A 25,137-nucleotide genomic window follows, 5' to 3' on the forward strand; every position below is an offset into this window, starting at 1 on the left:
CCGTTACGGCCTGATGGTAAACGCTGTCAGGCCGTAAGGTCTTGAGGAGAAGCAGAGATGGCCGGCGCAAAAGAGATACGTAGTAAGATCGCAAGCGTCCAAAATACGCAAAAGATCACTAAAGCGATGGAAATGGTCGCCGCCTCCAAAATGCGTAAAACGCAGGATCGCATGGCGGCCAGCCGTCCTTATGCAGAAACCATGCGCAAAGTGATTGGTCACCTTGCTCTTGGGAATCTGGAATATAAACACCCGTACCTGGAAGATCGCGACATTAAGCGCGTTGGGTATCTGGTGGTTTCTACCGACCGTGGTCTGTGTGGTGGCTTGAACATTAACCTGTTCAAAAAACTGCTGACGGATATGAAAAGCTGGAGCGAAAAAGGCGTTGAAGTTGATCTCGCGCTGATTGGTTCCAAAGCGGCATCTTTCTTTGGTTCTGTGGGCGGTAATATCGTTGCACAGGTAACCGGTATGGGTGATCACCCTTCCCTGTCTGAATTGATTGGGCCGGTAAAAGTGATGCTGCAGGCTTATGATGAAGGGCGTCTGGACAAATTGTATGTGGTGAGCAACAAGTTCATCAATACCATGTCTCAGGAACCTCAAATCCTTCAGTTGTTGCCTCTGCCACCGTCTGATGATGGCGAGTTGAAGAAGAAATCATGGGATTACCTGTACGAACCCGATCCTAAGGCGCTGCTGGATACCTTGCTGCGTCGTTATGTGGAATCTCAGGTTTATCAGGGCGTCGTGGAAAACCTGGCCAGTGAGCAGGCCGCTCGAATGGTTGCGATGAAAGCCGCAACAGATAACGGCGGTAGCCTGATCAAAGAGCTGCAGTTGGTATACAACAAAGCTCGTCAGGCCAGCATTACCCAAGAGCTCACCGAGATCGTCGGTGGAGCCTCCGCGGTTTAAGCTAGGTTTTACGAATTACGTAGAGGATTCAAGATGGCTACTGGAAAGATTATCCAGGTTATCGGCGCTGTGGTGGACGTCGAGTTCCCGCAAGATGCCGTGCCTAAAGTGTATAACGCACTTGAGGTGAAAGGCGGTGCCAAATTGGTACTGGAAGTTCAGCAGCAGCTAGGCGGCGGCGTTGTACGCTGTATCGCTATGGGTACTTCTGACGGTCTGCGTCGCGGACTGGACGTTGTTGACCTGGAGCACCCGATTGAAGTCCCAGTAGGTAAGGCGACCTTGGGTCGTATTATGAACGTACTGGGTGAGCCAATTGATATGAAGGGTGATATCGGCGAAGAAGATCGCTGGGCTATTCACCGTGAAGCTCCAAGCTACGAAGAACTGTCTAACTCGCAAGAACTGCTGGAAACCGGTATCAAAGTAATGGACCTGATTTGCCCGTTCGCTAAGGGCGGTAAAGTTGGTCTGTTCGGTGGTGCGGGTGTTGGTAAAACAGTAAACATGATGGAGCTGATTCGTAACATCGCAATCGAGCACTCAGGTTACTCTGTATTTGCCGGTGTGGGTGAACGTACTCGTGAGGGTAACGACTTCTACCACGAAATGACCGACTCCAACGTATTGGATAAAGTATCACTGGTTTATGGCCAGATGAACGAGCCACCAGGAAACCGTCTGCGCGTTGCGCTGACCGGCCTGACTATGGCTGAGAAGTTCCGTGACGAAGGTCGCGACGTACTGCTGTTCATCGATAACATCTACCGTTATACCTTGGCCGGTACTGAAGTATCAGCACTGCTGGGTCGTATGCCTTCAGCGGTAGGTTATCAGCCAACGCTGGCGGAAGAGATGGGCGTTCTGCAAGAACGTATCACCTCTACGAAAACTGGTTCAATCACTTCTGTTCAGGCCGTTTACGTACCTGCGGATGACTTGACTGACCCATCACCAGCAACCACCTTTGCTCACTTGGACGCAACCGTGGTACTGAGCCGTCAGATCGCTTCTCTGGGTATCTACCCAGCCGTTGACCCGCTGGATTCCACCAGCCGTCAGTTGGATCCACTGGTTGTGGGTCAGGAACACTACGACGTGGCTCGTGGCGTGCAGTCTATTCTGCAGCGCTATCAGGAATTGAAAGATATTATCGCGATTTTGGGTATGGACGAACTGTCCGAAGACGACAAACTGGTCGTTGCTCGTGCGCGTAAAATCCAACGTTTCCTGTCTCAGCCATTCTTCGTTGCTGAAGTCTTTACCGGTTCTCCGGGCAAGTTCGTCTCGCTGAAAGATACCATCCGTGGTTTCAAAGGCATTCTGGATGGTGATTACGATCATCTGCCAGAACAGGCGTTCTACATGGTTGGCACCATTGAAGAAGCAGTGGAAAAAGCCAAGAAACTGTAACGCCTTGAGAGGAGGTTGATATGGCTATGACTTACCATCTGGACGTTGTCAGCGCAGAGCAAAAAATGTTCTCTGGGCTGGTGCAAAAAATCCAGGTGACAGGTAGTGAAGGTGAGCTAGGGGTTTTCCCTGGTCACGCCCCGCTGCTTACTGCCATTAAGCCTGGCATGGTGCGTATTGTTAAACAGCACGGTGAAGAAGAGTTCATCTACCTGTCCGGCGGTATCCTTGAGGTACAACCGAGCTCGGTAACTGTGTTGGCTGATACCGCCATTCGTGGTCAAGACCTCGACGAGGCGCGAGCGATGGAATCTAAGCGTAAAGCGGAAGAACACATCAATAACTCGCACGGCGATGTTGACTATGCTCAGGCATCAGCGGAATTGTCCAAAGCGATCGCGAAACTTCGCGTTATCGAATTGACCAAGAAAGCGATGTAAGCAGACTCCAAATAGAAAAGCGGCTGAAAGGCCGCTTTTTTTTATTCTGAAAATAAGACTTTCCCCAGAGCAAAACCCGCCTAAACGTTGTGCAATTAACCTATTATTTGTCTCTGTTCGCAGACATATTTTCCCATTCTGCGTGCTGTTATTTATTATGTGTCTATTCCGCGGCCAGTGCGGCTTGCGAAAGTTTTGTGCTGAGAAATATGTAGTAATTCTGTTATCAAACAGGTTTACTTTGCCCATCAATTTGAATGAATCAGGTTGCTTATGTCTAACAGTTCTTTAAGCGTCGTCATCCTTGCTGCTGGCAAGGGGACTCGAATGTATTCCGATCTTCCTAAAGTGCTTCATCCGTTGGCTGGAAAGCCAATGGTTCAGCATGTTATCGATACGGCCCTAAAGTTGGGTGCACAGAACGTGCATCTGGTTTACGGTCACGGTGGAGATCTGCTCAAAGATAAACTGTCAGACCAGCCGCTAAATTGGGTGTTACAGGCTGAACAGTTGGGTACCGGTCATGCGATGCAGCAAGCCGCTCCACACTTCTCTGACGACGAAGATGTTTTGATGCTGTATGGCGATGTGCCTCTGATTTCTGAGGAAACACTGCAACGTTTGTTAGCCGCTAAACCGCAAGGTGGAATTGGTCTTCTTACCGTTAAGCTCGTTGATCCTACTGGCTATGGCCGCATCGTGCGTGAGAATGAGAATGTTGTTGGCATTGTAGAACATAAAGATGCCACGGCTGAGCAGCACAAAATCAATGAAATCAACACCGGAATTTTGGTGGCCAGCGGACGCGATCTGAAACGTTGGTTGGGTAAACTGGATAACAATAATGCGCAGGGTGAATACTACATCACAGATATTATTGCCTTAGCGCATCAGGAAGGAAACAAAATCGAGGCTGTCCATCCCGATCGTTTAAGCGAAGTTGAGGGGGTTAATAACCGTCTACAACTGTCAGCACTTGAGCGCGAATATCAGTCCGAACAAGCTCAGAAGCTGCTATTAGCGGGGGTTATGCTGCTTGACCCTGCACGTTTTGATCTGCGCGGTGAGCTTATCCATGGGCGTGATATTTCCATTGATACCAACGTGATTATCGAAGGTAACGTTAAGCTTGGCGATCGCGTGCGCATTGCGACGGGTTGCGTATTGAAAGACTGCGTTATTGGTGATGACTGCGAAATCAGTCCTTACACCGTCATCGAAAATGCCACGCTGGCCGCTGAATGTACCGTTGGACCCTTTGCTCGTCTGCGCCCAGGCGCTGATTTGGCTGAAAAAGCGCATGTTGGTAACTTCGTAGAAATGAAAAAAGCACGCTTGGGCAAAGGCTCAAAAGCAGGGCACCTTTCCTATCTGGGCGATGCTGAAATCGGCGATAACGTGAATATCGGTGCAGGCACCATTACCTGTAATTACGATGGCGCAAATAAGTTTAAGACTATCATTGGTGACGATGTGTTCGTTGGATCTGATACTCAGTTGGTGGCTCCTGTCACTATCGGTAACGGTGTCACCATTGCTGCGGGTACCACAGTGACTAAAGACGTAGCGGAAAAAGAGCTGGTCTTAAGCCGTGTGAAGCAAACACATATCCAAGGCTGGAAGCGTCCAGTAAAAGAAATAATCGCCAAATAAGATAGGTTATCCCCGTTAGACACGGTTGATGATTACCTCAGTAATCTGTTTTGCACTGTGCCTTGATCACTCAGGGCACAGAACAAAACCAGCAGTAAAAAATAATATCCCCAAAGGGGAATCGCTCCAATCTCTACAGGCTCGGGGCACAAAATCAGATCGTACGGACATCGACAGAACAGCAAACGAAATGCTGTTCTTGTTATAGGAATCAAACACTATGTGTGGAATTGTTGGCGCAGTTGCGCAGCGTGATATTGCAGAAATCCTGTTAGAAGGTCTGCGCCGTTTAGAATACCGGGGTTACGACTCAGCGGGTTTGGCGGTGGTGGATAATCAGGGGCATATGCAACGTATCCGCCGTGTCGGAAAGGTTCAGGCATTAAGTGATGCCGTCGTTGATAGCCCAATGACCGGCGGCACCGGCATTGCGCATACTCGTTGGGCAACTCATGGTGAACCAACGGAACAAAATGCTCACCCGCATGTTTCTGAGCATATTGCCGTGGTGCATAACGGTATTATCGAAAACTACGAATCACTGCGTACCCTATTGATTGAGCGTGGCTATCACTTCACCTCTGAAACTGACACCGAAGTTATTGCTCATCTGACGCACTGGGAACAACAGCAGTCAGGTGGTTCGTTGTTAGAAGTGGTTCAGCGTGTGATCCCTCAACTACGCGGTGCATATGGCACTGTGGTAATGGATGGTCGTCATCCCGATGTTCTCGTAACTGCACGTTCCGGTAGCCCTCTGGTCATCGGCTGCGGTATGGGTGAAAACTTTATTGCTTCCGATCAGTTGGCTTTGCTGCCAGTGACTCGCCGCTTTATCTTCCTCGAAGAGGGGGATATTGCTGAAGTGACTCGCCGTACGGTGAAAATTTTCGATAAAGACGGTAATGCTGTCGAGAGAGCCGAAATTGAATCCAACGTACAATATGACGCGGGTGATAAAGGCGCATATCGCCACTACATGCAAAAAGAGATTTATGAACAGCCTCTAGCAATTAAAAATACGTTGGAAGGCCGTTTTAGCTATGGCAAAGTCGATCTGAGTGAACTGGGCGAAAAAGCAGATACGCTGTTGGCCCAAGTAGAGCACATCCAGATTATCGCATGTGGTACTTCATACCATTCAGGAATGGTCGCGCGTTACTGGTTTGAATCTTTGGCCGGTGTGCCTTGTGACGTTGAGATAGCTTCTGAATTCCGCTATCGCAAATCTGCGGTACGTAAAAATAGCCTCATTATTACGCTGTCCCAATCGGGAGAAACCGCGGATACACTGGCGGCGTTGCGCTTATCGAAAGAAATTGGTTATTTAGGCTCTTTGGCTATCTGCAACGTGGCGAGCTCATCTCTGGTTCGTGAGTCAGATTTAGCACTCATGACCAAAGCGGGTACTGAAATTGGTGTTGCTTCTACCAAAGCCTTCACCACTCAGCTAACCGTACTGTTGATGCTGGTGGCGCGTATTGGTCGTTTGCACACGATGCCTGAAAAGGTTGAACAGGATATCGTTCATGCGCTGCAAGCACTGCCTGCACGTATTGAGCAGATGCTGTCGATGGATCAAGGCATTGAAGATCTTGCCGAAGATTTTATGGACAAGCAACACGCGCTGTTCTTGGGGCGTGGCGATCAATATCCCATCGCTATGGAAGGGGCTCTGAAGCTAAAAGAGATCTCTTACATTCACGCGGAAGCTTATGCTGCGGGTGAGTTGAAGCATGGGCCGTTAGCGTTAATTGATGCTGATATGCCAGTGGTAGTGATTGCACCGAACAACGAGCTGTTGGAAAAATTAAAATCCAACATTGAAGAGGTTCGTGCTCGCGGTGGCTTGCTGTATGTCTTTGCTGATAAAGATGCCGGTTTCACCGATAGTGAAGGTATGCGAATCATTTCATTACCGCATGTGGAAGAGGTGATAGCGCCAATCTTCTATACCGTGCCGCTACAGTTGCTTTCCTACCATGTTGCGCTGATTAAAGGGACTGACGTCGATCAGCCTCGAAATTTGGCGAAGTCTGTGACCGTAGAGTAACCATTCCACAAGCCCCGTACGCGGGGCTTTTTCTTTCGCGTTCAGATACAAATATTTCACCTGTCACAAAACTGTCATATTCCATACATTTTAGTGTCATCAAACTGCCTTATTTTCCCTCCTGCACCATACTTAAACTTGATTGTTCACACAGTAGCTGATGAATAACACTCCCTGTGGAGGGAATATGAAGCCGATGCGTTCCTTGGTTGTAACTAAAAAGATGGTTACCAATAAGACTGTTGCTGCCATTGTTGCTGCAACCTGCTCTCTGACTACGATGTCTGCATTTGCCGCTACCAGCTTGACCGGTGCCGGTGCCACCTTCCCTGCACCTGTTTATGCCAAGTGGGCTGATACCTACCAGAAAGAAACTGGTAATAAAGTTAACTATCAAGGTATTGGTTCTTCCGGCGGTGTTAAGCAAATCATTGCTAAAACCGTTGATTTTGGTGCTTCCGATGCGCCCCTGACCGATGACAAATTAGCCGCAGATGGCCTATTCCAATTCCCTACCGTGATCGGTGGTGTAGTTCTGGCAGTGAATATTCCTGGTTTGAAATCAGGTGAACTGACTCTGGATGGTAAGACGCTGGGCGATATCTATCTGGGTAACATCAAAAAGTGGAATGATCCAGCTATCACGAAATTAAATCCGGGGCTGAAACTGCCTGATACCAATATTGCCGTCGTTCGCCGTGCAGATGGTTCAGGTACTTCTTACGTATTCACCAACTATCTGGCAAAAGTAAATCCAGATTGGAAATCTAAAGTTGGCGCGGGTTCTACGGTTAACTGGCCAACAGGGTTAGGCGGTAAGGGTAACGACGGCGTGGCCGCGTTCATTCAGCGTCTGCCTGGTTCTATTGGTTATGTGGAATATGCCTACGTTAAGCAAAGCAAACTGGCTTACACCAAGTTGATCTCGGCTGATGGCGACGCAGTACTGCCAACTGAAGAGAGCTTTAGCAATGCGGCTAAAGGTGCTGACTGGAGTAAATCCTTTGCTCAAGACCTAACCAACCAGAAAGGTGCTAATGCATGGCCGATCAGCTCAACAACGTTCATTCTGGTGCACAAAGAGCAACAGAAGCCAGAGCAGGGCGAAGCAGTACTGAAGTTCTTTGATTGGGCATACAAAAACGGTGGCAAAGAAGCCAGCGCTCTCGACTACGCTCCGCTGCCGAGCTCCGTTGTTGAGCAGATCCGTGCTGCTTGGAAAACCAATGTAAAAGACAGTTCTGGTAAAGCATTGTACTAATGTTTCATCCGCTTCCAGTGCTGATGTTCTGGAAGCGGAACTCTAGTTTAAGAAGAGAATCGCATGGCTGATCATCCGTTATCTAAGCCTTCGTTGCCCAAGAAAGAATCAAAAATAAAACCACCGAGCAAGAACGGTGACGTTATCTTTGGTGCTCTAGTTAAACTAGCTGCACTGATTACCCTATTGCTGCTGGGCGGCATCATTGTTTCGCTGTTTATCGCGTCGCTGCCGAGTATTCAGAAGTTTGGTTTTTCCTTCCTGTGGTCCAAAGAGTGGGACGCTCCGGCCGAACAATTTGGCGCGCTGGTTCCGATTTACGGCACTATCGTCACCTCGATTATTGCTCTAGTGATTGCGGTTCCTGTGAGTTTTGGTATCGCCCTGTTTCTGACGGAGTTGGCTCCTAATTGGTTGCGCCGTCCTTTAGGCGTGGCGATTGAGCTGTTGGCAGCCATTCCGAGTATTGTATATGGCATGTGGGGGCTATTCGTATTTGCACCTCTGTTTGCCGAATATTTCCAAACGCCAGTAGGCGATGTTTTGTCGGGTATTCCCATTGTCGGTGAGCTGTTTGCTGGCCCTGCGTTTGGTATCGGTATTCTGGCTGCGGGTGTGATCCTCGCCATTATGATCATTCCTTATATCGCTGCGGTCATGCGTGATGTGTTTGAGCAGACACCGGTGATGATGAAAGAGTCTGCTTATGGTATCGGCTGTACGACATGGGAAGTGATGAGTCGCATAGTGCTTCCGTTCACCAAAAATGGAGTGATTGGCGGCATCATGCTAGGGCTAGGTCGTGCACTGGGTGAAACCATGGCGGTTACTTTTGTGATCGGTAATACCTACCAGTTAGACAGTGCTTCATTGTTCATGCCTGGGAACAGTATTACTTCGGCGCTGGCAAATGAATTTGCCGAGGCTGAATCTGGCTTGCATACCGCTGCGCTTATGGAGTTAGGGCTGATTCTGTTTGTCATTACGTTCATCGTGCTGGCGCTGTCTAAACTGATGATTTTACGTCTTGATAAGAATGAGGGACGTTAATATGGCGACGATTGATATGCATGACGCACAGTCTCTGGCTAATTCACGCCGCAAAATGCAGGCATGGCGTCGCCAGAAAAACCGCATCGCGCTGTTTTTATCGATGGCAACCATGGTGTTTGGCTTATTCTGGTTGGTGTGGATCCTCTTCTCAACCATAACCAAAGGCGTAGATGGTATGTCCATTGCGCTCTTCACCGAAATGACGCCGCCACCCAATAGCGAAGGCGGTGGTTTGGCTAATGCTATCGCGGGATCCGGTTTACTGATCCTGTGGGCAACGGTGATTGGTACTCCGCTGGGGATTATGGCGGGTATCTATCTGGCTGAGTATGGACGCAAAGGCTGGCTGGCTAACTTTATTCGCTTTATTAACGACATCTTGCTGTCTGCACCTTCCATCGTGGTTGGGTTGTTCGTCTACACCATTGTGGTTGCCAAAATGCAGCATTTCTCCGGCTGGGCCGGTGTGATTGCGTTAGCTCTATTGCAGATCCCCATAGTGATCCGTACCACTGAGAACATGCTTAAACTGGTGCCGGATAGCCTGCGTGAAGCGGCTTATGCGCTAGGGACACCTAAGTGGAAGATGATTTCAGCGATTACGCTGAAAGCATCGGTTTCCGGCATTATCACGGGAGTTCTACTGGCGATTGCACGTATTGCCGGTGAGACTGCGCCGCTGTTGTTTACATCGCTCTCCAACCAGTTCTGGAGTACCGATATGTCACAGCCGATTGCGAACCTCCCGGTCACCATATTTAAGTTTGCCATGAGTCCGTTTGCCGAATGGCAACAGCTGGCTTGGGCCGGGGTATTACTGATAACCCTCTGTGTTCTTTTACTGAATATTTTGGCGCGCGTCGTTTTTGCTCAGAAGAAGCGCTAAGCAACAGCACTAATCATTGCAGGCGTGGCTGTTCCATAGGGAAATGCGGCGCCGTGAAAAAGAGAGATAAGAGATGAGTATTGTTACAGACACGACCAACAGCAAAATTCAGGTTCGCGATCTTAACTTCTACTACGGTAAATTCCACGCGCTGAAAAATATCTCGCTGGATATCGAAAAGAACAAGGTAACCGCGTTTATCGGTCCATCAGGCTGCGGTAAGTCAACTTTGCTGCGTACCTTTAACAAAATGTTCCAGCTGTATCCAGAGCAACGCGCAGAAGGCGAAATCTTGCTGGATGGGCAAAATATTTTGACCGATAACTCGGATATTGCGCTGCTACGTGCCAAAGTCGGTATGGTGTTTCAGAAGCCCACTCCGTTCCCGATGTCTATCTACGACAACATTGCCTTTGGTGTGCGTTTGTTTGAAAAGCTGTCTCGCGCTGAAATGGATGAGCGAGTGCAGTGGGCGCTGACGAAAGCGGCATTGTGGAATGAGTCAAAAGATAAACTGCACCAGAGCGGCTATAGCCTGTCCGGTGGGCAGCAACAGCGTCTCTGTATTGCGCGTGGTATTGCCATTCGGCCAGAAGTTCTGCTGCTCGATGAACCCTGCTCGGCGCTGGATCCAATCTCCACCAGCAAAATTGAAGAACTGATCACTGAGTTGAAAGAAGACTACACCGTGGTGATCGTGACGCATAACATGCAGCAGGCAGCACGCTGTTCGGATCATACCGCTTTTATGTATCTGGGCGAGCTGGTGGAGTTTAGTGATACTGACACCCTATTTACCGCTCCGGCGCAAAAGCAGACCGAAGATTATATTACTGGCCGCTACGGCTGATTACGGGACTTATCATGGATAATTTAAACTTAAATAAACATATCTCCGGTCAGTTTAACGCCGAGCTCGAGCACATCCGCACTCAGGTTATGACGATGGGGGGGATGGTTGAACAGCAGCTTTCAGACGCGATTACGGCGATGCATAACCAAGATGGTGAGCTAGCTAAGCGCGTTATTGAAGGTGATAAAAAAGTTAACATGATGGAAGTGGCGATCGACGAAGCCTGTGTGAAGATCATCGCGAAGCGCCAGCCCACAGCCAGTGATTTGCGCTTGGTGATGGCTATCATCAAAACTATCTCTGAGCTGGAGCGAATCGGTGACGTTGCGGATAAAATCTGTCGTACCGCGTTGGAGAAATTTTCCCACCAGCATCAACCGTTGTTGGTAAGCCTTGAGTCATTAGGGCGGCACACCGTACAAATGCTTCATGATGTACTGGATGCCTTTGCGCGCATGGATTTGGACGAAGCCGTTCGTATCTATCGTGAAGATAAAAAGGTCGATCAGGAATATGAAGGCATTGTGCGCCAGTTGATGACGTACATGATGGAAGATACGCGCACCATCCCAAGCGTGCTGACCGCACTGTTCTGCGCCCGTTCGATTGAGCGTATTGGTGACCGTTGCCAGAATATCTGTGAGTTCATTTTTTACTTCGTTAAAGGGCAGGATTTCCGTCACCTAGGTGGTGATGAATTGGATCAGCTGTTGGCGAAGGATGGAAATAAGCCGAGTTGATGTAAGGGGTAGTGTACCAATCGTACATATCCCCTCTGTGTGTGGTTTCTTTGCCTGTCTATGCCGATTGTGGTGGCAGGTTACGTCCACTTTTAAGCATTGCATTTCTATGTAATAACAGCGTTCGCATCCGTGTCGGGGGGCTCAATCGCCGCCCTCCGACGCCTCGACTTGGCATCACCTCTACTGCCTGCTGCGCGGGTGACCTTATTTCATCATTCCGGTATTAATAGAACGACAATCGCCATCCTGACTCCTCCGTTCTTTCTTGATACCGCTCATCTTCTTACAACAAATTCATCTATCTATATCCTCTAATAGTATTTCCAGTTCTATGTTGATTGGGCGTAATTTAACCCTGTCGCTAAAAAATAAAGCTGCAAAAACATACTTCTGGGCAAAATATTTTAGGAGCTTCTTCATGAAACAACGCGTTCTCGTACTTTCCCTGCTGGCCAGCCTCTCCGCTGTTTCTGGTTTTGCTCATGCTGATAAACTCGATGATATTCAAAAAGCAGGTGTGGTTCGTGTCGCGGTGTTTGATAGCAATCCACCGTTTGGCTATGTTGACCCGCAAACCAAGAAGCTGGTGGGCTATGACGTCGATGTTGCCGATGCTATCGGGAAAGCCTTAGGGGTGAAAGTTGAACTACGCGCGACTAATCCTGCCAACCGAATTCCATTGTTAGCGTCCAAGAAAGTCGACTTGATTGCTGCAAACTTTACTATCACGCCGGAACGTGCCAAAGAAGTGAATTTCAGCGTGCCTTATTTCCGTACTGGGCAGAAGTTTATTGCTCGCAAAGGTGTGCTGAAACAGCCTGATGATATCGCTAAGCTGCGCATTGGCGCAGATAAAGGCACTGTGCAGGAAATTACACTGCGCGATAAATATCCTACGGCAAAAGTGATTTCATACGACGATACCCCGTTGGCTTTTGCTGCCCTGCGTAACGGTAACGTGCAAGCAATTACTCAAGATGACGCTAAGTTAGTTGGGCTGCTGGCAAATGTTCCCGATGCGGCTAAAGCTGATTTTGAAATATCACCATTTAGCATAACCAAAGAATATCAAGGTATTGGCTTGCCGAAGGGCGAAGATCGCCTGACGGATAAAGTGAATACTGCACTGGAAAATTTGGAAAAAGAGGGGCAAGCCGAGAAGATTTACGATCGCTGGTTTGGACCAGAAACTAAATCTGCTCAGCCGCGTGGCGATTTTAAAATCGGCCCAGTAGAAACCAGTAAATCATAATTAAAGAATAAGTGCGGCTGCGCTGCTGTGTCTAGGCGTGGTCGCATTTCTATTTTTGGTTGGTGAGTATTATGAACGGGCAATCTTTCTACGATTTTATTCTCGCGCCGCAATATCTACACTGGCTATGGTCAGGTTTTCTCATCACGTTGGTTATTTCAGCCTGTACTATTGTGCTGTCTACAATTTTAGGACTGATTTTAGCGGCGCTGCGAGATAGCTCATCCCGCTGGCTTAGTTTGCCTGTCATCGCCTACAGTTCTGTTTTTCGTAATACCCCTCTGCTTGTCCAGCTTTTTTTCTGGTACTTCGGTGCAGGTCAACTCCTACCTTCCGTTGTGATGCAGTGGCTGAATACGCCTCATGAGTGGATGTTTGATGGATGGACGATCGCGTGGCCATCGTTTGAGTTTTTGGCCGGTTTAGTTGGCCTGACGCTGTATTCCGCAGCGTTTATTTCTGAAGAGATCCGCGCTGGAATTCGCGGTGTGGCAAGTGGACAAAAACAGGCGTCTCAGGCTTTAGGGCTTAGCCTTTGGCAAAGTATGCGATATGTGGTGCTGCCACAGGCGGTGAAAATTGCTCTACCGCCCCTGTTAGGGCAATACATGAACATTATCAAAAACTCATCCCTTACGATGGCCATTGGTGTGGCTGAGCTTTCATATGCTTCAAGACAGGTTGAAACCGAAACGCTAAAAACGTTTCAGGCCTTTGGTGTCGCTACGTTGTTATACGTGCTGATTATTGCTCTGATGGAAGGTTGGGGAATGTGGTATCAGCAACGTCGTCGGATGCAGGAGCGTTATTAAAATGGATTTCACCATTATTCATGACAACCTCAGCTATTTGCTATGGGGACAATTTCCCGATGGCCCTTTAGGGGGGGCTGCATTAACGCTGTTGATGAGCCTTATTGCTGGTCTAGCTTCTGCGATATTAGGCACTTTGCTTGGGGTGGCCTTAGCGATGTCGCGTGGTTGGCTAGGTGCGGTATTGGCTACTGTGCTGGGCTTTTTCCGCGCAATCCCAGTCATCATGTTGATATTCTGGACTTATTTTTTGCTGCCAATCGTATTTGGTGTCGATATTCCTGAAATTACTACCGTTGTCTGTGCGCTGGCGTTGATTGCTTCTTCGTATTTGGCTCATGCGGTAGCGGCGGGTATCCATGCTGTAGGGCGTGGACAGTGGCAGGCTGGCCTTTCTCTGGGGCTCAATCGCTGGCAGGTTTTAGGTAATGTCGTGTTACCTCAGGCACTAAGAATGATGGTGCCATCGTTTATTAATCAGTGGATTTCACTAATTAAAGATACTTCTCTGGCCTATATTGTTGGCGTGAGTGAGCTGACATTTTTGGCGACGCAGGTAAACAACCGCAGCATGGTCTACCCAATGGAAGTCTTTATGTTTGTGGCTGGCGTTTACTTTGTGATGTGTCTGGCTTTGGATCTCGCCGCTAATCACTTGAGTCGGCGTTTTACGTCACAAAATGTGGTGGTAAAACGCCGCTGGTGGCAGTTAAAACCCGCGCTGCCTGCAAGTTAAGTCCCTTAATGCGTCATTTGCTACTTGGTCAGTGACCAGCCTCTTGCGCGCCATAACTCAGGTAATTGGCGAAGGTCGTCAAAAGAGGTAACGAGCGGGTGTTCAATGACTGGGTTATGAGCATCACCACAATAATAAAATACGGGAATACCCGCCGCGATACCTGATTGGACGCCTGATGGGGAATCATCAACTAGAATACACGCTTTAATATCTACACCCATTTCGTTGGCCGCGTGGAACATAAGGTCTGGGTCTGGTTTCCAACTCTGAATATCGTAGCCGCTATACAACCGGTCACCAAAATAGCCCAACATGCCGGTTGAGCCCAATGAGTTCTGCATTTTGCTGACGGGGCCGTTGGAGGTGGTGCACATCGGTACTGTAATTTGTGCCAATAGCGATTCTGCATGGGGAATCGGTTTTAGCTCGGTTTTAAACAGGCGAGCAACTTCATCGCGGTAAATCTGTTCCATCTCGTCACGATCTGATTCGAACTCATGTTCCTGCTTGATTCGCTCGATGATCTCATACAGCTTAACGCCTTTAAACTTCTTAAAAACGCGATCCAATGACAGATGTACACCGTAATGAGCGAACATATGAACGTAGGCTTTGCTGCACAGGTATTCGCTATCTACCAGCGTGCCGTCGCAGTCGAAGAAAATACAGCTGATGGGGGTCATTGGGCTTCCTTGTTTTCATGGCAGACGGCAAGCTTGCGTTGCCGTCGTCAGAGATAAACCAGAGCCCAGTTTAATCGCTTGGGGAAGAAAAGCGAGTCTCTGTAAATGCAAAGCGGTCTACGTCAAATAACCCTAAGCTTGTTAGCTTCAGTGATGGAATGACAGGCAACGATAAAAATGCCATCTGAATAAAGGGTTCGTTGAGCGTAACGCCGCAGGCGCGGCAGGCGGCTTTCAAATGGGAAATATCATCGGCGATGTCTGCGGCTGATTTATCGCTCATTAATCCTGCGATAGGCAAAGCAAGATGGCTTTTTACTTCCCCCTCGTCGGCGACGCAGAGTCCGCCTCCGTTTGCGATTAGCTGATTTACGGCCACAGCCATATCACGCGGATGGTGACCGATCACCACGATATTATGACTGTCGTGGCTTACCGTTGCGGCCATTGCTCCGCGTTGTAACCCGAAGTTTTGCAGCAGTCCCCGTGCTGGTATTTTTTGATGACCGTAACGTTCCATTACAGCGATATGGCATACGTCGTCGTGATCAAATTTTTCTCCGAGCCAGGTAACCGGCAATGTGCAGGTGATGAGTTCGTTCGGGATAATCTGAATCGCGCGGTAGCTAACGCCGACTTCCAGCGGTAGTGCGAGTTCCGCTGCGTTAACAGGATTTCGGCGAATCGTATTTTGCACTGGTGGTTGGGTTTGCTGGTGTTTCTGTTCACAGGTTTCTTTCAATCGCTGTGCGTCCACGACCTTGCCACCCACAATGACTTGCTGGATTACCACCTGCTGTACATCGGAAAGTAATACGATATCGGCTCTTTTCCCCGGTGCTATCAGACCTAGACGTTTTAAACCAAAATGACGAGCCGCTGACCAGCTTGCGACGCGGTAAGCCACGTGAGCAGGGATATTATGCTGATTAATCAGACGATAAATCAGTGCATTGATATGTCCTTCATGCGCGATTTCCCAAGGGTTACGGTCATCGGTGCACAGCATGCATTGCGGGCTGCTGAGTTCAGAAATTAACGGTGCTAGCGTATCCAGATTTCGTGCCGCTGAACCTTCGCGGATCATTAATGCCATACCGAGTGACAGTTTTTCGCGACCTTCTTGTAACGCCAAGGTTTCATGGCAGTTTTCGATACCCGCAGCGAGATAGCCATTGAGATTTTTGCCGCTTAGCATTGGGCTATGCCCATCTAACGTCAAATGACGGAAAGCGTCGAGCTTATCCATAATGTCGCTATCACCGGCAATCACGCCGGGAAAATTCATCATTTCTGCCAAACCTAGCACATGAGAATGATCGCGATATTTAAGCATCTCACTTAATGGGAACTCAGCACCATTGATGTCGCTACCCGACAGCGCCGGTACGCATGAACTGATCTGAACAAACTGGTTTTGTTGCGCCTGTTCCGCACAGCGTAAAAACCATTCCAATCCTTGTTCACCCATGACATTCACAATTTCATGGGGATCGCAGACGATGCTGGTTACCCCAAGAGGTAGAGTGGCGCTCTCAAACGTCACCGGCGTCATCATGCTGGATTCGATGTGCAGGTGGGAATCAATAAAACCGGGAACTGCGACCGCATTGTTTGCATCAATTCGCTTGTGGGCAACGGCACCTGCGTAGGCTGAGCCAACACCAGCAATGCTGTTATTACAAATAACGATTGGGCCGGATATTTCCCCGCCATTTATCAGGTCAAGGATGCGAACATTGTCAATAATGCAGTCGGCAGCCTCATCACCGCGTGAAACCGCCAGAAGGCGGATCATTTCTTCGCGCGAAAGCGATTGCGTATGTTTATTATTAATGCTTTCCATGCGAATTCACCCTTATTGAAAATGTTATTATCATTTTGATATTAAAGTATTTTTATTGATTTCGATTGATTATATGACGCCGTAAATAGGTCTACGTGATATGGCTCACTAATTTGGTGAGTAAAAAAACATCTCGAAATATGTGTGATGGGGATCATTATTTGGCACTTTTGGTATAGGATACTCTCCCAAAGCCAATATCCATCCGGATTTAATAGAATGAATAATTCAACTTCAAACTCTGCCCAAGGGCAGGGGCTTTTTGAGCGTGTCTTCAAGTTGCAGGAGCATGGTACCACTGCAAAAACTGAAATGATCGCCGGTATCACGACGTTTTTGACGATGGTATATATCGTTTTCGTTAACCCGCAGATTCTAGGTGCTGCAGGTATGGATACTCAGGCCGTGTTTGTTACGACCTGTCTGATTGCCGCTTTCGGTAGTATTTTTATGGGGTTGCTGGCTAATTTGCCTGTTGCCTTAGCTCCTGCTATGGGGCTGAATGCCTTCTTTGCTTTTGTCGTCGTCGGTGCTATGGGGCTGACGTGGCAAGTGGGTATGGGGGCTATTTTCTGGGGGGCAGTAGGTTTATTGCTGCTAACGATTTTCCGTATTCGCTATTGGATGATTGCTAATATTCCAATGAGCCTGCGTGTAGGGATCACCAGCGGTATCGGCCTGTTTATTGCCATGATGGGGCTGAAAAATGCCGGTATCATCGTATCGAATACTGACACTCTGGTTGCCGTTGGGAGTTTAACTTCTCATAGCGTTTTACTCGGTGCATTGGGATTCTTTATTATCGCGATCCTGTCATCACGCAACTTTCACGCCGCAGTATTAGTCTCCATTGTTGTCACTACGCTTATCGGTTGGGCTTTAGGAGACGTACATTATACTGGGTTGTTCTCGATGCCGCCGAACGTAACTAGCGTCGTGGGTCAGGTCGATTTGGCGGGAGCGCTGAATGTTGGTCTAGCGGGTGTGATTTTCTCCTTCATGCTGGTAAACCTGTTCGACTCATCAGGCACATTGATTGGTGTGACTGATAAAGCAGGATTGGCGGATAAAAACGGCAAGTTTCCGCGCATGAAACAAGCGCTATACGTGGACAGTATCAGCTCTGTCGTCGGTTCTTTCTTCGGAACCTCATCCGTTACCGCCTATATCGAAAGTACCTCTGGTGTTTCTGTCGGTGGTCGTACTGGCTTAACGGCCGTAGTAGTAGGGATTTTATTCCTACTGGTGATCTTCCTTTCGCCACTGGCTGGTATGGTTCCTGCGTATGCCGCGGCTGGTGCGCTGATTTATGTTGGCGTATTGATGACGTCGAGTTTGGCTCGCGTGAAGTGGGATGACCTGACCGAAGCGGTGCCTGCATTTATCACTGCGGTGATGATGCCGTTTAGCTTCTCTATCACCGAAGGTATCGCGCTTGGCTTTATTTCTTACTGCATTATGAAATTAGGCACAGGCCGTTGGCGTGAAATTAGCCCATGCGTGGTGATTGTTGCGCTGTTGTTTGTGCTGAAAATTGTGTTTGTTGACGCGCATTAATGACTCGCTAGCCTAAACCTCCCCTACAAGGGGAGGTTTAATGCATCAGCCCACGCGACGCACATAATCTGCAAATGCTGAGAGCTGTTTGCCTAAGAATTCGATGGTTGAAGTATCTGTTAGTATGCCCTTCTGCTCATCCACTTTGCTCTGGATCACTCCCCCCATAAACTCTGGTTTGTTCATGACTTGGCAGTCCAAGAACACCAAAATCTGACGTAAGTGATACTGACACCGAGCGCCGCCAATGGGGCCCATAGAGCTGGTCTGGATGGCGACAGGTTTACCTGCCAGCGGCTGATTAGGTAGGCGAGAAATCCAGTCGATCGCGTTTTTGAGTCCGCCTGGAACGGAGTAGTTATATTCTGGCGTCACGATAATCACGCCGTCTGCCTGACGGATTTCTTCGGCGATAGCTTCAATTTGAGCAGGAAAACCTTCATCTTGCTGAAGATCGGCATCGTAGAGAGGAATATCGCGAATGGAAGGCAGTGCTTCGATAGTTACGTCTTTAGGTGCAAGGTCGGGGAGCGCGTTTGCGACAATCGCATTATAGGAACCTTTACGTAGGCTACCCAATAAAGTAACAATTTTCAGTGGTTTATCTGACATAAGTTCTCCATTTCTTGATGTAATATAACCGAACTTCACTGAAGTCATCTTAGATCAATAATCAATCATAGAGTAGATAAGTTGATATCAGACTTATCATTCACAGGGTTTGTATTGGTGAATGACTAGTAAAGCGTAAGTAGGTGGTGGACTCTTTTAGCTCTGTATTTTTCTCTGCGGTGATATTTATCAGCTGATTATTTTTATCCATTAACCAGTAATTAAGCTGTCCAAGCGTTGGTGATTTACTGCATGCCCAAGCAATTTCACCCTGTATCGCACTAATGGTCTCGACCTGCGGCGTTGCTGTTGAACGTAATTTTCCTGCGTTAGGTTGAAGACGCAGGGTTTGTAAGCCGCTTGTTCCTAGCCCCGATATCTTAAGCACTGATTCGCGAATAGCCCAAAGTTGCGTTGTGGCCTCTAAACGGTCGGCCTGCCCATCGATCCAAATTTTTTCGCTGCTGGTAAGATGCTGCTGTTGAAGGTGAATAAAACCACCCTGACGTGCGCGAATAACTTCAACGTCCATGCCAACTTTTCCATTGGAGCCTAGCATGACCGCAACGACACCACCGGCATATCCGAGGCTAAAATCTGGCAGCGTAGGATCAACAAAACAGGGCCTACCACTAGGGGCAATGGCTAAGCGTGGTAGCTTTTCGTAACCGTAAAGTTGAAACATGAGTTCTGCAAGTAGCGCGCGGCCATGCAGAAATCGTTCACGGCGTTTTGGGGAATAGTGTAGTGATGTGGCAATCAGATCTTCAGTAAGACGGTAAACGTCTAAGGGGCGGTTGGATAGATACCACCAAGCAAAATGATTCTCCATAGTCGCTCCCTGATTTACGGATGAATTGGTGTAAGAATGCTACCTAATAACTATAGCGTAAGCGTTTCTGGTCTCTGGATTATTTATCTAAGCAGAGTATTTAGTCACTCGATTTTATGTGAACTGTGCGGCAGCGCACTGATTAAACTAACAAATTCATTGCTAGCGCTAGGTAAGCCAATGGCATATTGGTCAGCGGAAAATAAAATGGGAATGAGGAGTTATGATGCAAAAGAAGGATTAAGCGGGGAGTCGCTTGGCTAATTTTATTAGTACTCGCCATTCTTCTACACAACAGCCCGCTAGGTGAGTGGTTCTCACATATCGAGATGTTACAGCAATGGATAAGTGTACATGGGTGGATAGGAATTATCGCTTATGTATTGTTGTTTGTTATTGCCTCACTGTTTTTGTTCCCCGGTAGCGTGTTAGTGATCGCTGGGGGCATTGTTTTTGGTACGTTTTATGGAACGATCATCTCATTGTTTGCTGCAACTTTGTCCTCCTCTCTCTCCTTTTTGCTGGCGAGATATCTTGGCCGCTCCTGGTTGTTACAGCGTTTTAGTGGAAATAAAAAATTCGAGCAGATAGAGCAAGGTATTCAGCATTATGGTGTTGATTTCTTGATTTTTACCCGCTTAATTCCGCTATTTCCATATAATATTCAAAATTATGCCTACGGCTTAACGGGAATTCCTTTTTGGCGTTACTGTATGATTTCGTGTCTAACCATTCTGCCAGGAACGTTTATTTTTACTTTGATGGCGAGCGAGTTAGCTGAAAATGGCGTGACTCTAGAAGTAACGATGAAGTTGGTTCTTTGCGGAGTGGTTCTGTTTGTTTTAACACAAATAACGCGCAGAGTTTTCAGCAAACGATTCGCCAAATAGTAAAACCCGCCGATGGCGGGTTTTTAAGCGGAAGTGATCACTTACCAATACAGAAGCTAGAGAAAATTCTTCCTAGCAAATCATCAGACGTGAATTCACCGGTAATCTCACTCAGAGCCTGCTGGGCGAGCCGTAGCTCTTCAGCCAGTAATTCACCTGCATAGGCGCTCAATAACTGCTCCTTGCCTTGTTCAAGGTGCATAGCTGCGGTTTCCAGTGCCTGTAAGTGACGACGGCGGGCCAAGAACCCTCCCTCCATATTGCTGGTGAAGCCCATGCTTTGTTTTAGATGATCGCGCAGCACATCAATGCCTTCACCGGTACGGGCGGATAATCTGATTAGTGAGTAACCATTTACTTCGCTTAGTCCCAGCGTTTCTCCCGTCACATCTGCTTTGTTGCGCACGACGGTAATCGGCAGCGTTTTAGGAAGTCGAGCCATAAATTCTGGCCAGATAGTCGCAGGTTCAATGGCATCGGTGGTGGTACCATCAACCATAAACAGGACGCGGTCAGCCTGTTCGATCTCGTTCCAAGCACGTTCGATACCAATGCGTTCAACTTCGTCGCTTGCTTCGCGTAATCCTGCGGTATCAATAATATGCAATGGCATGCCATCGATATGAATATGTTCACGTAAGACGTCGCGGGTCGTTCCGGCAATATCAGTCACGATAGCCGCTTCGCGGCCTGCGAGTGCGTTCAACAGACTGGACTTACCTGCGTTAGGACGACCAGCAATCACCACCTTCATCCCTTCGCGTAATAAACTGCCCTGGCGTGCTTCGGCGCGTACCGCCTGAAGTTCCCCCATAACACCGTTAAGCTGAGCCTCAATTTTTCCGTCGGAGAGAAAGTCGATTTCTTCATCAGGAAAATCGATAGCGGCTTCAACGAAGATACGCAGATGCGTTAATGCTTCAACCAGCTGATTAACACGATTAGAGAAGGCGCCTTGCAGCGAATTTACCGCAGAGCGAGCTGCTTGTTCTGAGCTGGCATCGATCAGATCGGCAATCGCTTCGGCTTGTGCTAAATCCAGTTTATCGTTGAGGAATGCGCGCTCAGAGAACTCTCCGGGGCGAGCGATTCGTACATTGGGCATCAGAAGAATGCGTTTCAGTAGCAGATCGAGAATGACGGGCCCGCCATGCCCTTGCAACTCCAGCACGTCTTCACCGGTAAATGAGTTTGGGCCAGGGAAATACAAGGCAATTCCTTGATCCAATACGCTGCCGTCAGCGTCTTTAAACGGCAGGTAATCTGCGTAGCGTGGCTTAGGTAACTTGCCGAGTAACGCCATAGCGATTTCTTTCGCCTGACGTCCAGATACACGCAGAATGCCTACGCCGCCGCGTCCAGGGGGGGTTGCCTGAGCAACGATGGTGTCGGATTGGCTCATAGTCATACTCTCTTGTTACAAAATTAAATGCGTACCATAAAAAAAGGCGGTCAATTGACCGCCTTACTCAACTCAAATCATCGCGTGGATTATGATTTTTTCTTGTCGCGGCTGTGTAGACCACGTTTCTCAAGACCACGGTAGATCAGCTGTTGCTGGAGGATGGTCACCAGGTTGCTGACGATATAGTACAGCACCAGACCTGATGGAAACCACAGGAAGAACACCGTGAAGATGACAGGCATAAACGTCATAATCTTCTGCTGCATCGGATCAGTGACTGTGGTTGGCGACATCTTCTGAATGAAGAACATCGTGATACCCATCAGAATTGGCAAGATGTAGTACGGGTCTTGTGCAGCCAAGTCATGGATCCACAGTGCGAATGGAGCCTGACGCAGTTCTACTGAGCCCATCAGCATGTAATACAGTGCCAAGAAGATTGGCATCTGGATGACGAGCGGTAGACATCCACCCAGTGGGTTAACTTTCTCTGACTTGTACAGCGCCATCATTTCTTGGCTCATGCGCTGTTTGTCATCACCAATGCGTTCACGCATTGCCGCCAGTTTTGGCTGCAGCATACGCATTTTCGCCATGGAGGTGTACTGCGCTTTAGTCAGCGGGTACATGATGCCACGAACGATGAAGGTAATGACGATAATCGAGAAGCCCCAGTTACCGATAAAGCTGTGAATGAATTTTAGCAGTTTAAACAGCGGCTGAGAGATGAACCATAACCAGCCGTAGTCTACGGTCAGATCCAAATGCGGCGCCACGGCAGCCATATCACTCTGGATTTCAGGACCGACCCACAGCGTTGCGTTCAGGTTTTTCTCAGTGCCTGGTGCAACAACAACCGGCTCTGCTTTAAAGCCAATCGCTGACAGTCCATTACCCAGATTTGCGGTATAGAACTGGTTGGTGCTGTTGGTTTGCGGGATCCATGCAGTAGCAAAGTACTGTTGCAACATCGCAACCCAGCCACCTTTGGTCGTGATATTCAGCGGGTCTTTATCAAACGCATACTTCTGATACTTATCATCGCTTGAAGAGTACGCCGCACCACGGAAGGTGTGCAGTGCAAAGTTGCTGCTGCCTGTGTCGCGGTGTTTAGGCAAATCAATAGACTGCTTCAACTGGCCGAACAGAGTCAGATCCAGCGGCTGTGCGCTGCTGTTCTTAACTTTATAGTCCACGCCGATAGCATAGTCACCACGTTTGAGAACGAAGGTCTTGGTATAGACCACGCCGTCTTTCGCTGTGTATGTCAAAGGAATGCGCAGCTCGTCCTGACCGTTAACCAATTCAAAATTGGTTTGATCAGCGGTGTACAGTGGACGGTCACCGTTAGCTGGATTATCTGGACCATTTTTACCTGTCAGACCGCTTTGAGCCTGATAGATGAAATCTGGGGTGGTTTCTAACAGCTCAAATGGCTTATCAGAACCTAAAGTAGCTGGATACGCTAACAGGTTGGCCTGTTCGATATCACCACCACGGGTGTTAATGGTTAAAGACAGAACATCAGTCTTAACCGTAATCAGTTTACCCTGGCCACTTTCTGGCACAGCCTGACTAGATGCATCGGCTGTCGTGGTGTTCGCGGTCTGTCCTGCGGTCTGAGCGGTAGGCTGCGGATTGTTATCCGTTTGCCATGCTTGCCAGATCATGAAAGACACGAACAGCAGAGCGATGAGGAGTAGATTGCGTTGCGAATCCATCTTAATGTTCTCTGTTATCGTCAGTTTTCGGCGGCACGGGATCATCACCACCTGGGTTCAAAGGGTGGCATTTTAATACGCGTTTCAGTGTCAACCAACTGCCTTTTATCATTCCAAACCTGCTCAATGCCTCAATTCCGTACTGTGAGCAGGTTGGTCTGAAACGACAATGTGGTCCGAGCAGCGGACTAATGAAAAGCTGATACCCGCGTATCAGCTTTATTAGGATACGCGAGCTTGCCGACAATGACGACGCCATAACTTTTCCAAAATCTCTGTCAGCGCCCGATTATCGAGCTCCTGAACCCCTTTTTTAGCAATTACCACAAAATCCATGGCAGGCAGCGAATGTTGGCTTAAACGGAAGCTTTCGCGCGTTAAACGCTTAATCCGGTTACGCTCATGCGCACGCTTGACATATTTTTTAGCGACTGTAAGACCGATGCGGGGATGCCCCAGCGTGTTCATACGGCCGAGTATGGTAATTTGAGGAGTGCCGGCTCGTTGCGGTTGCTGGAAGACGAAATTGAAATGATTGGGAGTTAACAAACGTAACTCCCTAGGAAATGCTAGCTTAACCACAGAGGGTTAGCTTTATTACTTAGAAACGGTCAGACGAGTACGGCCTTTCGCACGACGGCGGGCCAGAACCTGACGACCATTTTTGGTTGCCATACGAGCACGGAAACCGTGTGAACGGTTACGTTTCAATACGGACGGTTGGAAAGTGCGTTTCATAGCGATTTCTACCTAAACTTAAATAATTACTGATCAGTAAACGCGTTTGGCTACTCGGCGTGAGAACGACCGACGCCTCAATCGCATATATAAAGAGGCGGGATTGTAATAATTGTACAGTCCTGAGTCAATTCTCATCGCAAGATAGCTCAACCGAATTTCACTAACGTGAGCCTCAATCACCGTCGCATCCCTAAATAGTCCCTAAGAGATACATAGGTTTGAGGCCTGTAAAAGTGATGAAAAAAACCACCAAACAGAACTCAGGCGCAACGCGTGGGTGGGAAATTATACGGACTCCCTATCAAAGCGCAAGGATCTAACCAAGATCCTTCTAGATAATGTGGCGATCCGTGATGCATTATTCACCAGCGAAATCTGAAAATATGGGATCTGTGGACGGTTTAACGCTGGACAAACGACATAAAAGTATAAACTCTTCATTTGAATCTTGCCTGTGGATAAAATCGATCTAATCTGTGCAGAAGGGGAGGATCTTCTGTGTGATTTACGCTATGATCCGCCATTCCGATTGCGATCCAGATCTTTGGTGCGTTGGAGATAACGAAATTTTATACATCGCGTTTAAAAAGCGATTCGTATGTGATGGTTTACTTGTGGGTAACCTGTTTATGATCTTTCCATTTATTAAGATCCCAGCATCTTTTGTGCGAAACAGAGCCTTGACGAGGTTCAAACGATCATATGCGTCAAAAAAAGTCAGTCTAAGTATCCTATTCATTTCTTTTTGATCTTGTTCGAGTGGAGTCCGCC

At 48.2% G+C, this 25,137-nt stretch carries 24 protein-coding genes; 15 read left to right on the forward strand and 9 right to left on the reverse strand.

Annotated elements, in window-relative coordinates:
* Nucleotides 1-57 precede the first annotated feature (57 nt).
* The 13 genes from atpG to K9N75_RS21715 all read left to right on the forward strand — a co-directional run bounded on the left by atpG (nucleotide 58) and on the right by K9N75_RS21715 (nucleotide 14,076).
* Nucleotides 58-921, forward strand: a complete 864-nt coding sequence (gene atpG / locus K9N75_RS21655; protein WP_224452098.1) for a F0F1 ATP synthase subunit gamma — start codon at nucleotides 58-60, stop codon at nucleotides 919-921.
* Between the two features lie 33 nt (nucleotides 922-954).
* Complete coding sequence (atpD, locus tag K9N75_RS21660) at nucleotides 955-2,334, forward strand: F0F1 ATP synthase subunit beta (RefSeq protein ID WP_004093912.1); 1,380 nt, start codon at nucleotides 955-957, stop codon at nucleotides 2,332-2,334.
* A gap of 20 nt (nucleotides 2,335-2,354) precedes the next feature.
* Entirely contained in the window at nucleotides 2,355-2,774 is a 420-nt protein-coding gene (locus K9N75_RS21665; protein ID WP_004093913.1) for a F0F1 ATP synthase subunit epsilon, read from the forward strand.
* Nucleotides 2,775-3,047: 273 nt separating this feature from the next.
* Nucleotides 3,048-4,427: a bifunctional UDP-N-acetylglucosamine diphosphorylase/glucosamine-1-phosphate N-acetyltransferase GlmU gene (gene glmU, locus K9N75_RS21670; RefSeq protein ID WP_224452099.1), complete on the forward strand. Its 1,380-nt coding sequence runs from the start codon at nucleotides 3,048-3,050 to the stop codon at nucleotides 4,425-4,427.
* Nucleotides 4,428-4,647: 220 nt separating this feature from the next.
* Nucleotides 4,648-6,480 (forward strand): glutamine--fructose-6-phosphate transaminase (isomerizing), encoded by a 1,833-nt coding sequence (glmS, locus tag K9N75_RS21675; protein ID WP_224452100.1) that lies wholly within the window; start codon nucleotides 4,648-4,650, stop codon nucleotides 6,478-6,480.
* 223 nt (nucleotides 6,481-6,703) lie between these two features.
* Nucleotides 6,704-7,741 carry a phosphate ABC transporter substrate-binding protein PstS gene (gene pstS / locus K9N75_RS21680; protein WP_008815710.1) on the forward strand — a complete coding sequence of 346 codons (1,038 nt, stop codon included), beginning with the start codon at nucleotides 6,704-6,706 and terminating at the stop codon, nucleotides 7,739-7,741.
* 63 nt (nucleotides 7,742-7,804) lie between these two features.
* A complete protein-coding gene (gene pstC / locus K9N75_RS21685) occupies nucleotides 7,805-8,791 on the forward strand; it encodes a phosphate ABC transporter permease PstC (protein ID WP_004093917.1) in 987 nt (328 codons plus the stop codon).
* A 1-nt stretch (nucleotide 8,792) separates the two neighbouring features.
* Complete coding sequence (pstA, locus tag K9N75_RS21690) at nucleotides 8,793-9,680, forward strand: phosphate ABC transporter permease PstA (RefSeq protein WP_008815711.1); 888 nt, start codon at nucleotides 8,793-8,795, stop codon at nucleotides 9,678-9,680.
* A gap of 73 nt (nucleotides 9,681-9,753) precedes the next feature.
* On the forward strand, nucleotides 9,754-10,530 hold the full coding sequence (gene pstB, locus K9N75_RS21695) for a phosphate ABC transporter ATP-binding protein PstB (RefSeq protein WP_004093921.1): 777 nt from the start codon (nucleotides 9,754-9,756) through the stop codon (nucleotides 10,528-10,530).
* A 14-nt stretch (nucleotides 10,531-10,544) separates the two neighbouring features.
* Nucleotides 10,545-11,273, forward strand: a complete 729-nt coding sequence (gene phoU / locus K9N75_RS21700) for a phosphate signaling complex protein PhoU (RefSeq protein ID WP_004093937.1) — start codon at nucleotides 10,545-10,547, stop codon at nucleotides 11,271-11,273.
* Nucleotides 11,274-11,694: 421 nt separating this feature from the next.
* Complete coding sequence (locus K9N75_RS21705) at nucleotides 11,695-12,528, forward strand: ABC transporter substrate-binding protein (RefSeq protein ID WP_008815712.1); 834 nt, start codon at nucleotides 11,695-11,697, stop codon at nucleotides 12,526-12,528.
* Nucleotides 12,529-12,599: 71 nt separating this feature from the next.
* On the forward strand, nucleotides 12,600-13,340 hold the full coding sequence (locus K9N75_RS21710; protein WP_008815713.1) for an amino acid ABC transporter permease: 741 nt from the start codon (nucleotides 12,600-12,602) through the stop codon (nucleotides 13,338-13,340).
* A gap of 1 nt (nucleotide 13,341) precedes the next feature.
* Nucleotides 13,342-14,076: an amino acid ABC transporter permease gene (locus tag K9N75_RS21715; protein WP_039185082.1), complete on the forward strand. Its 735-nt coding sequence runs from the start codon at nucleotides 13,342-13,344 to the stop codon at nucleotides 14,074-14,076.
* Between the two features lie 20 nt (nucleotides 14,077-14,096).
* Here K9N75_RS21715 and yieH read toward each other — a convergent pair whose 3' ends face one another.
* Complete coding sequence (gene yieH / locus K9N75_RS21720) at nucleotides 14,097-14,762, reverse strand: 6-phosphogluconate phosphatase (protein WP_224452101.1); 666 nt, start codon at nucleotides 14,760-14,762, stop codon at nucleotides 14,097-14,099.
* Nucleotides 14,763-14,832: 70 nt separating this feature from the next.
* On the reverse strand, nucleotides 14,833-16,608 hold the full coding sequence (gene adeD, locus K9N75_RS21725; RefSeq protein ID WP_130975479.1) for an adenine deaminase: 1,776 nt from the start codon (nucleotides 16,606-16,608) through the stop codon (nucleotides 14,833-14,835).
* A 219-nt stretch (nucleotides 16,609-16,827) separates the two neighbouring features.
* On the opposite strand from adeD, the gene K9N75_RS21730 reads away from it, so the two are divergent.
* Nucleotides 16,828-18,165 (forward strand): NCS2 family permease, encoded by a 1,338-nt coding sequence (locus K9N75_RS21730; RefSeq protein WP_008815717.1) that lies wholly within the window; start codon nucleotides 16,828-16,830, stop codon nucleotides 18,163-18,165.
* Nucleotides 18,166-18,210: 45 nt separating this feature from the next.
* Here the strand turns inward: K9N75_RS21730 and K9N75_RS21735 are convergent, their stop codons facing one another.
* The gene (locus K9N75_RS21735) at nucleotides 18,211-18,777 is read right to left on the reverse strand and encodes an NADPH-dependent FMN reductase (protein WP_008815718.1); all 567 of its coding nucleotides are present in this window, start codon (nucleotides 18,775-18,777) and stop codon (nucleotides 18,211-18,213) included.
* Between the two features lie 100 nt (nucleotides 18,778-18,877).
* Nucleotides 18,878-19,609, reverse strand: coding sequence for a 4'-phosphopantetheinyl transferase family protein (locus K9N75_RS21740; protein WP_008815719.1), 732 nt, complete (start codon nucleotides 19,607-19,609; stop codon nucleotides 18,878-18,880).
* Nucleotides 19,610-19,938: 329 nt separating this feature from the next.
* On the opposite strand from K9N75_RS21740, the gene K9N75_RS21745 reads away from it, so the two are divergent.
* The gene (locus tag K9N75_RS21745; protein ID WP_008815721.1) at nucleotides 19,939-20,499 is read left to right on the forward strand and encodes a TVP38/TMEM64 family protein; all 561 of its coding nucleotides are present in this window, start codon (nucleotides 19,939-19,941) and stop codon (nucleotides 20,497-20,499) included.
* A gap of 37 nt (nucleotides 20,500-20,536) precedes the next feature.
* Here the strand turns inward: K9N75_RS21745 and mnmE are convergent, their stop codons facing one another.
* From mnmE to rpmH, 5 genes are all read right to left on the reverse strand, one after another.
* Nucleotides 20,537-21,901, reverse strand: a complete 1,365-nt coding sequence (gene mnmE, locus K9N75_RS21750; protein WP_114445952.1) for a tRNA uridine-5-carboxymethylaminomethyl(34) synthesis GTPase MnmE — start codon at nucleotides 21,899-21,901, stop codon at nucleotides 20,537-20,539.
* Nucleotides 21,902-21,990: 89 nt separating this feature from the next.
* Nucleotides 21,991-23,625, reverse strand: a complete 1,635-nt coding sequence (gene yidC / locus K9N75_RS21755) for a membrane protein insertase YidC (RefSeq protein ID WP_064575548.1) — start codon at nucleotides 23,623-23,625, stop codon at nucleotides 21,991-21,993.
* Nucleotide 23,626: 1 nt separating this feature from the next.
* Nucleotides 23,627-23,884: a membrane protein insertion efficiency factor YidD gene (gene yidD / locus K9N75_RS21760; protein ID WP_008815724.1), complete on the reverse strand. Its 258-nt coding sequence runs from the start codon at nucleotides 23,882-23,884 to the stop codon at nucleotides 23,627-23,629.
* Nucleotides 23,848-24,207, reverse strand: coding sequence for a ribonuclease P protein component (gene rnpA, locus K9N75_RS21765; protein WP_004093963.1), 360 nt, complete (start codon nucleotides 24,205-24,207; stop codon nucleotides 23,848-23,850). The genes yidD and rnpA overlap by 37 nt, the downstream gene beginning before the upstream one ends.
* A gap of 15 nt (nucleotides 24,208-24,222) precedes the next feature.
* Nucleotides 24,223-24,363, reverse strand: coding sequence for a 50S ribosomal protein L34 (gene rpmH / locus K9N75_RS21770; protein ID WP_004093983.1), 141 nt, complete (start codon nucleotides 24,361-24,363; stop codon nucleotides 24,223-24,225).
* Nucleotides 24,364-25,137 lie beyond the last annotated feature (774 nt).

The sequence above is a fragment of the Hafnia paralvei genome, from assembly GCF_020150375.1.
GTDB lineage: Bacteria > Pseudomonadota > Gammaproteobacteria > Enterobacterales > Enterobacteriaceae > Hafnia > Hafnia paralvei.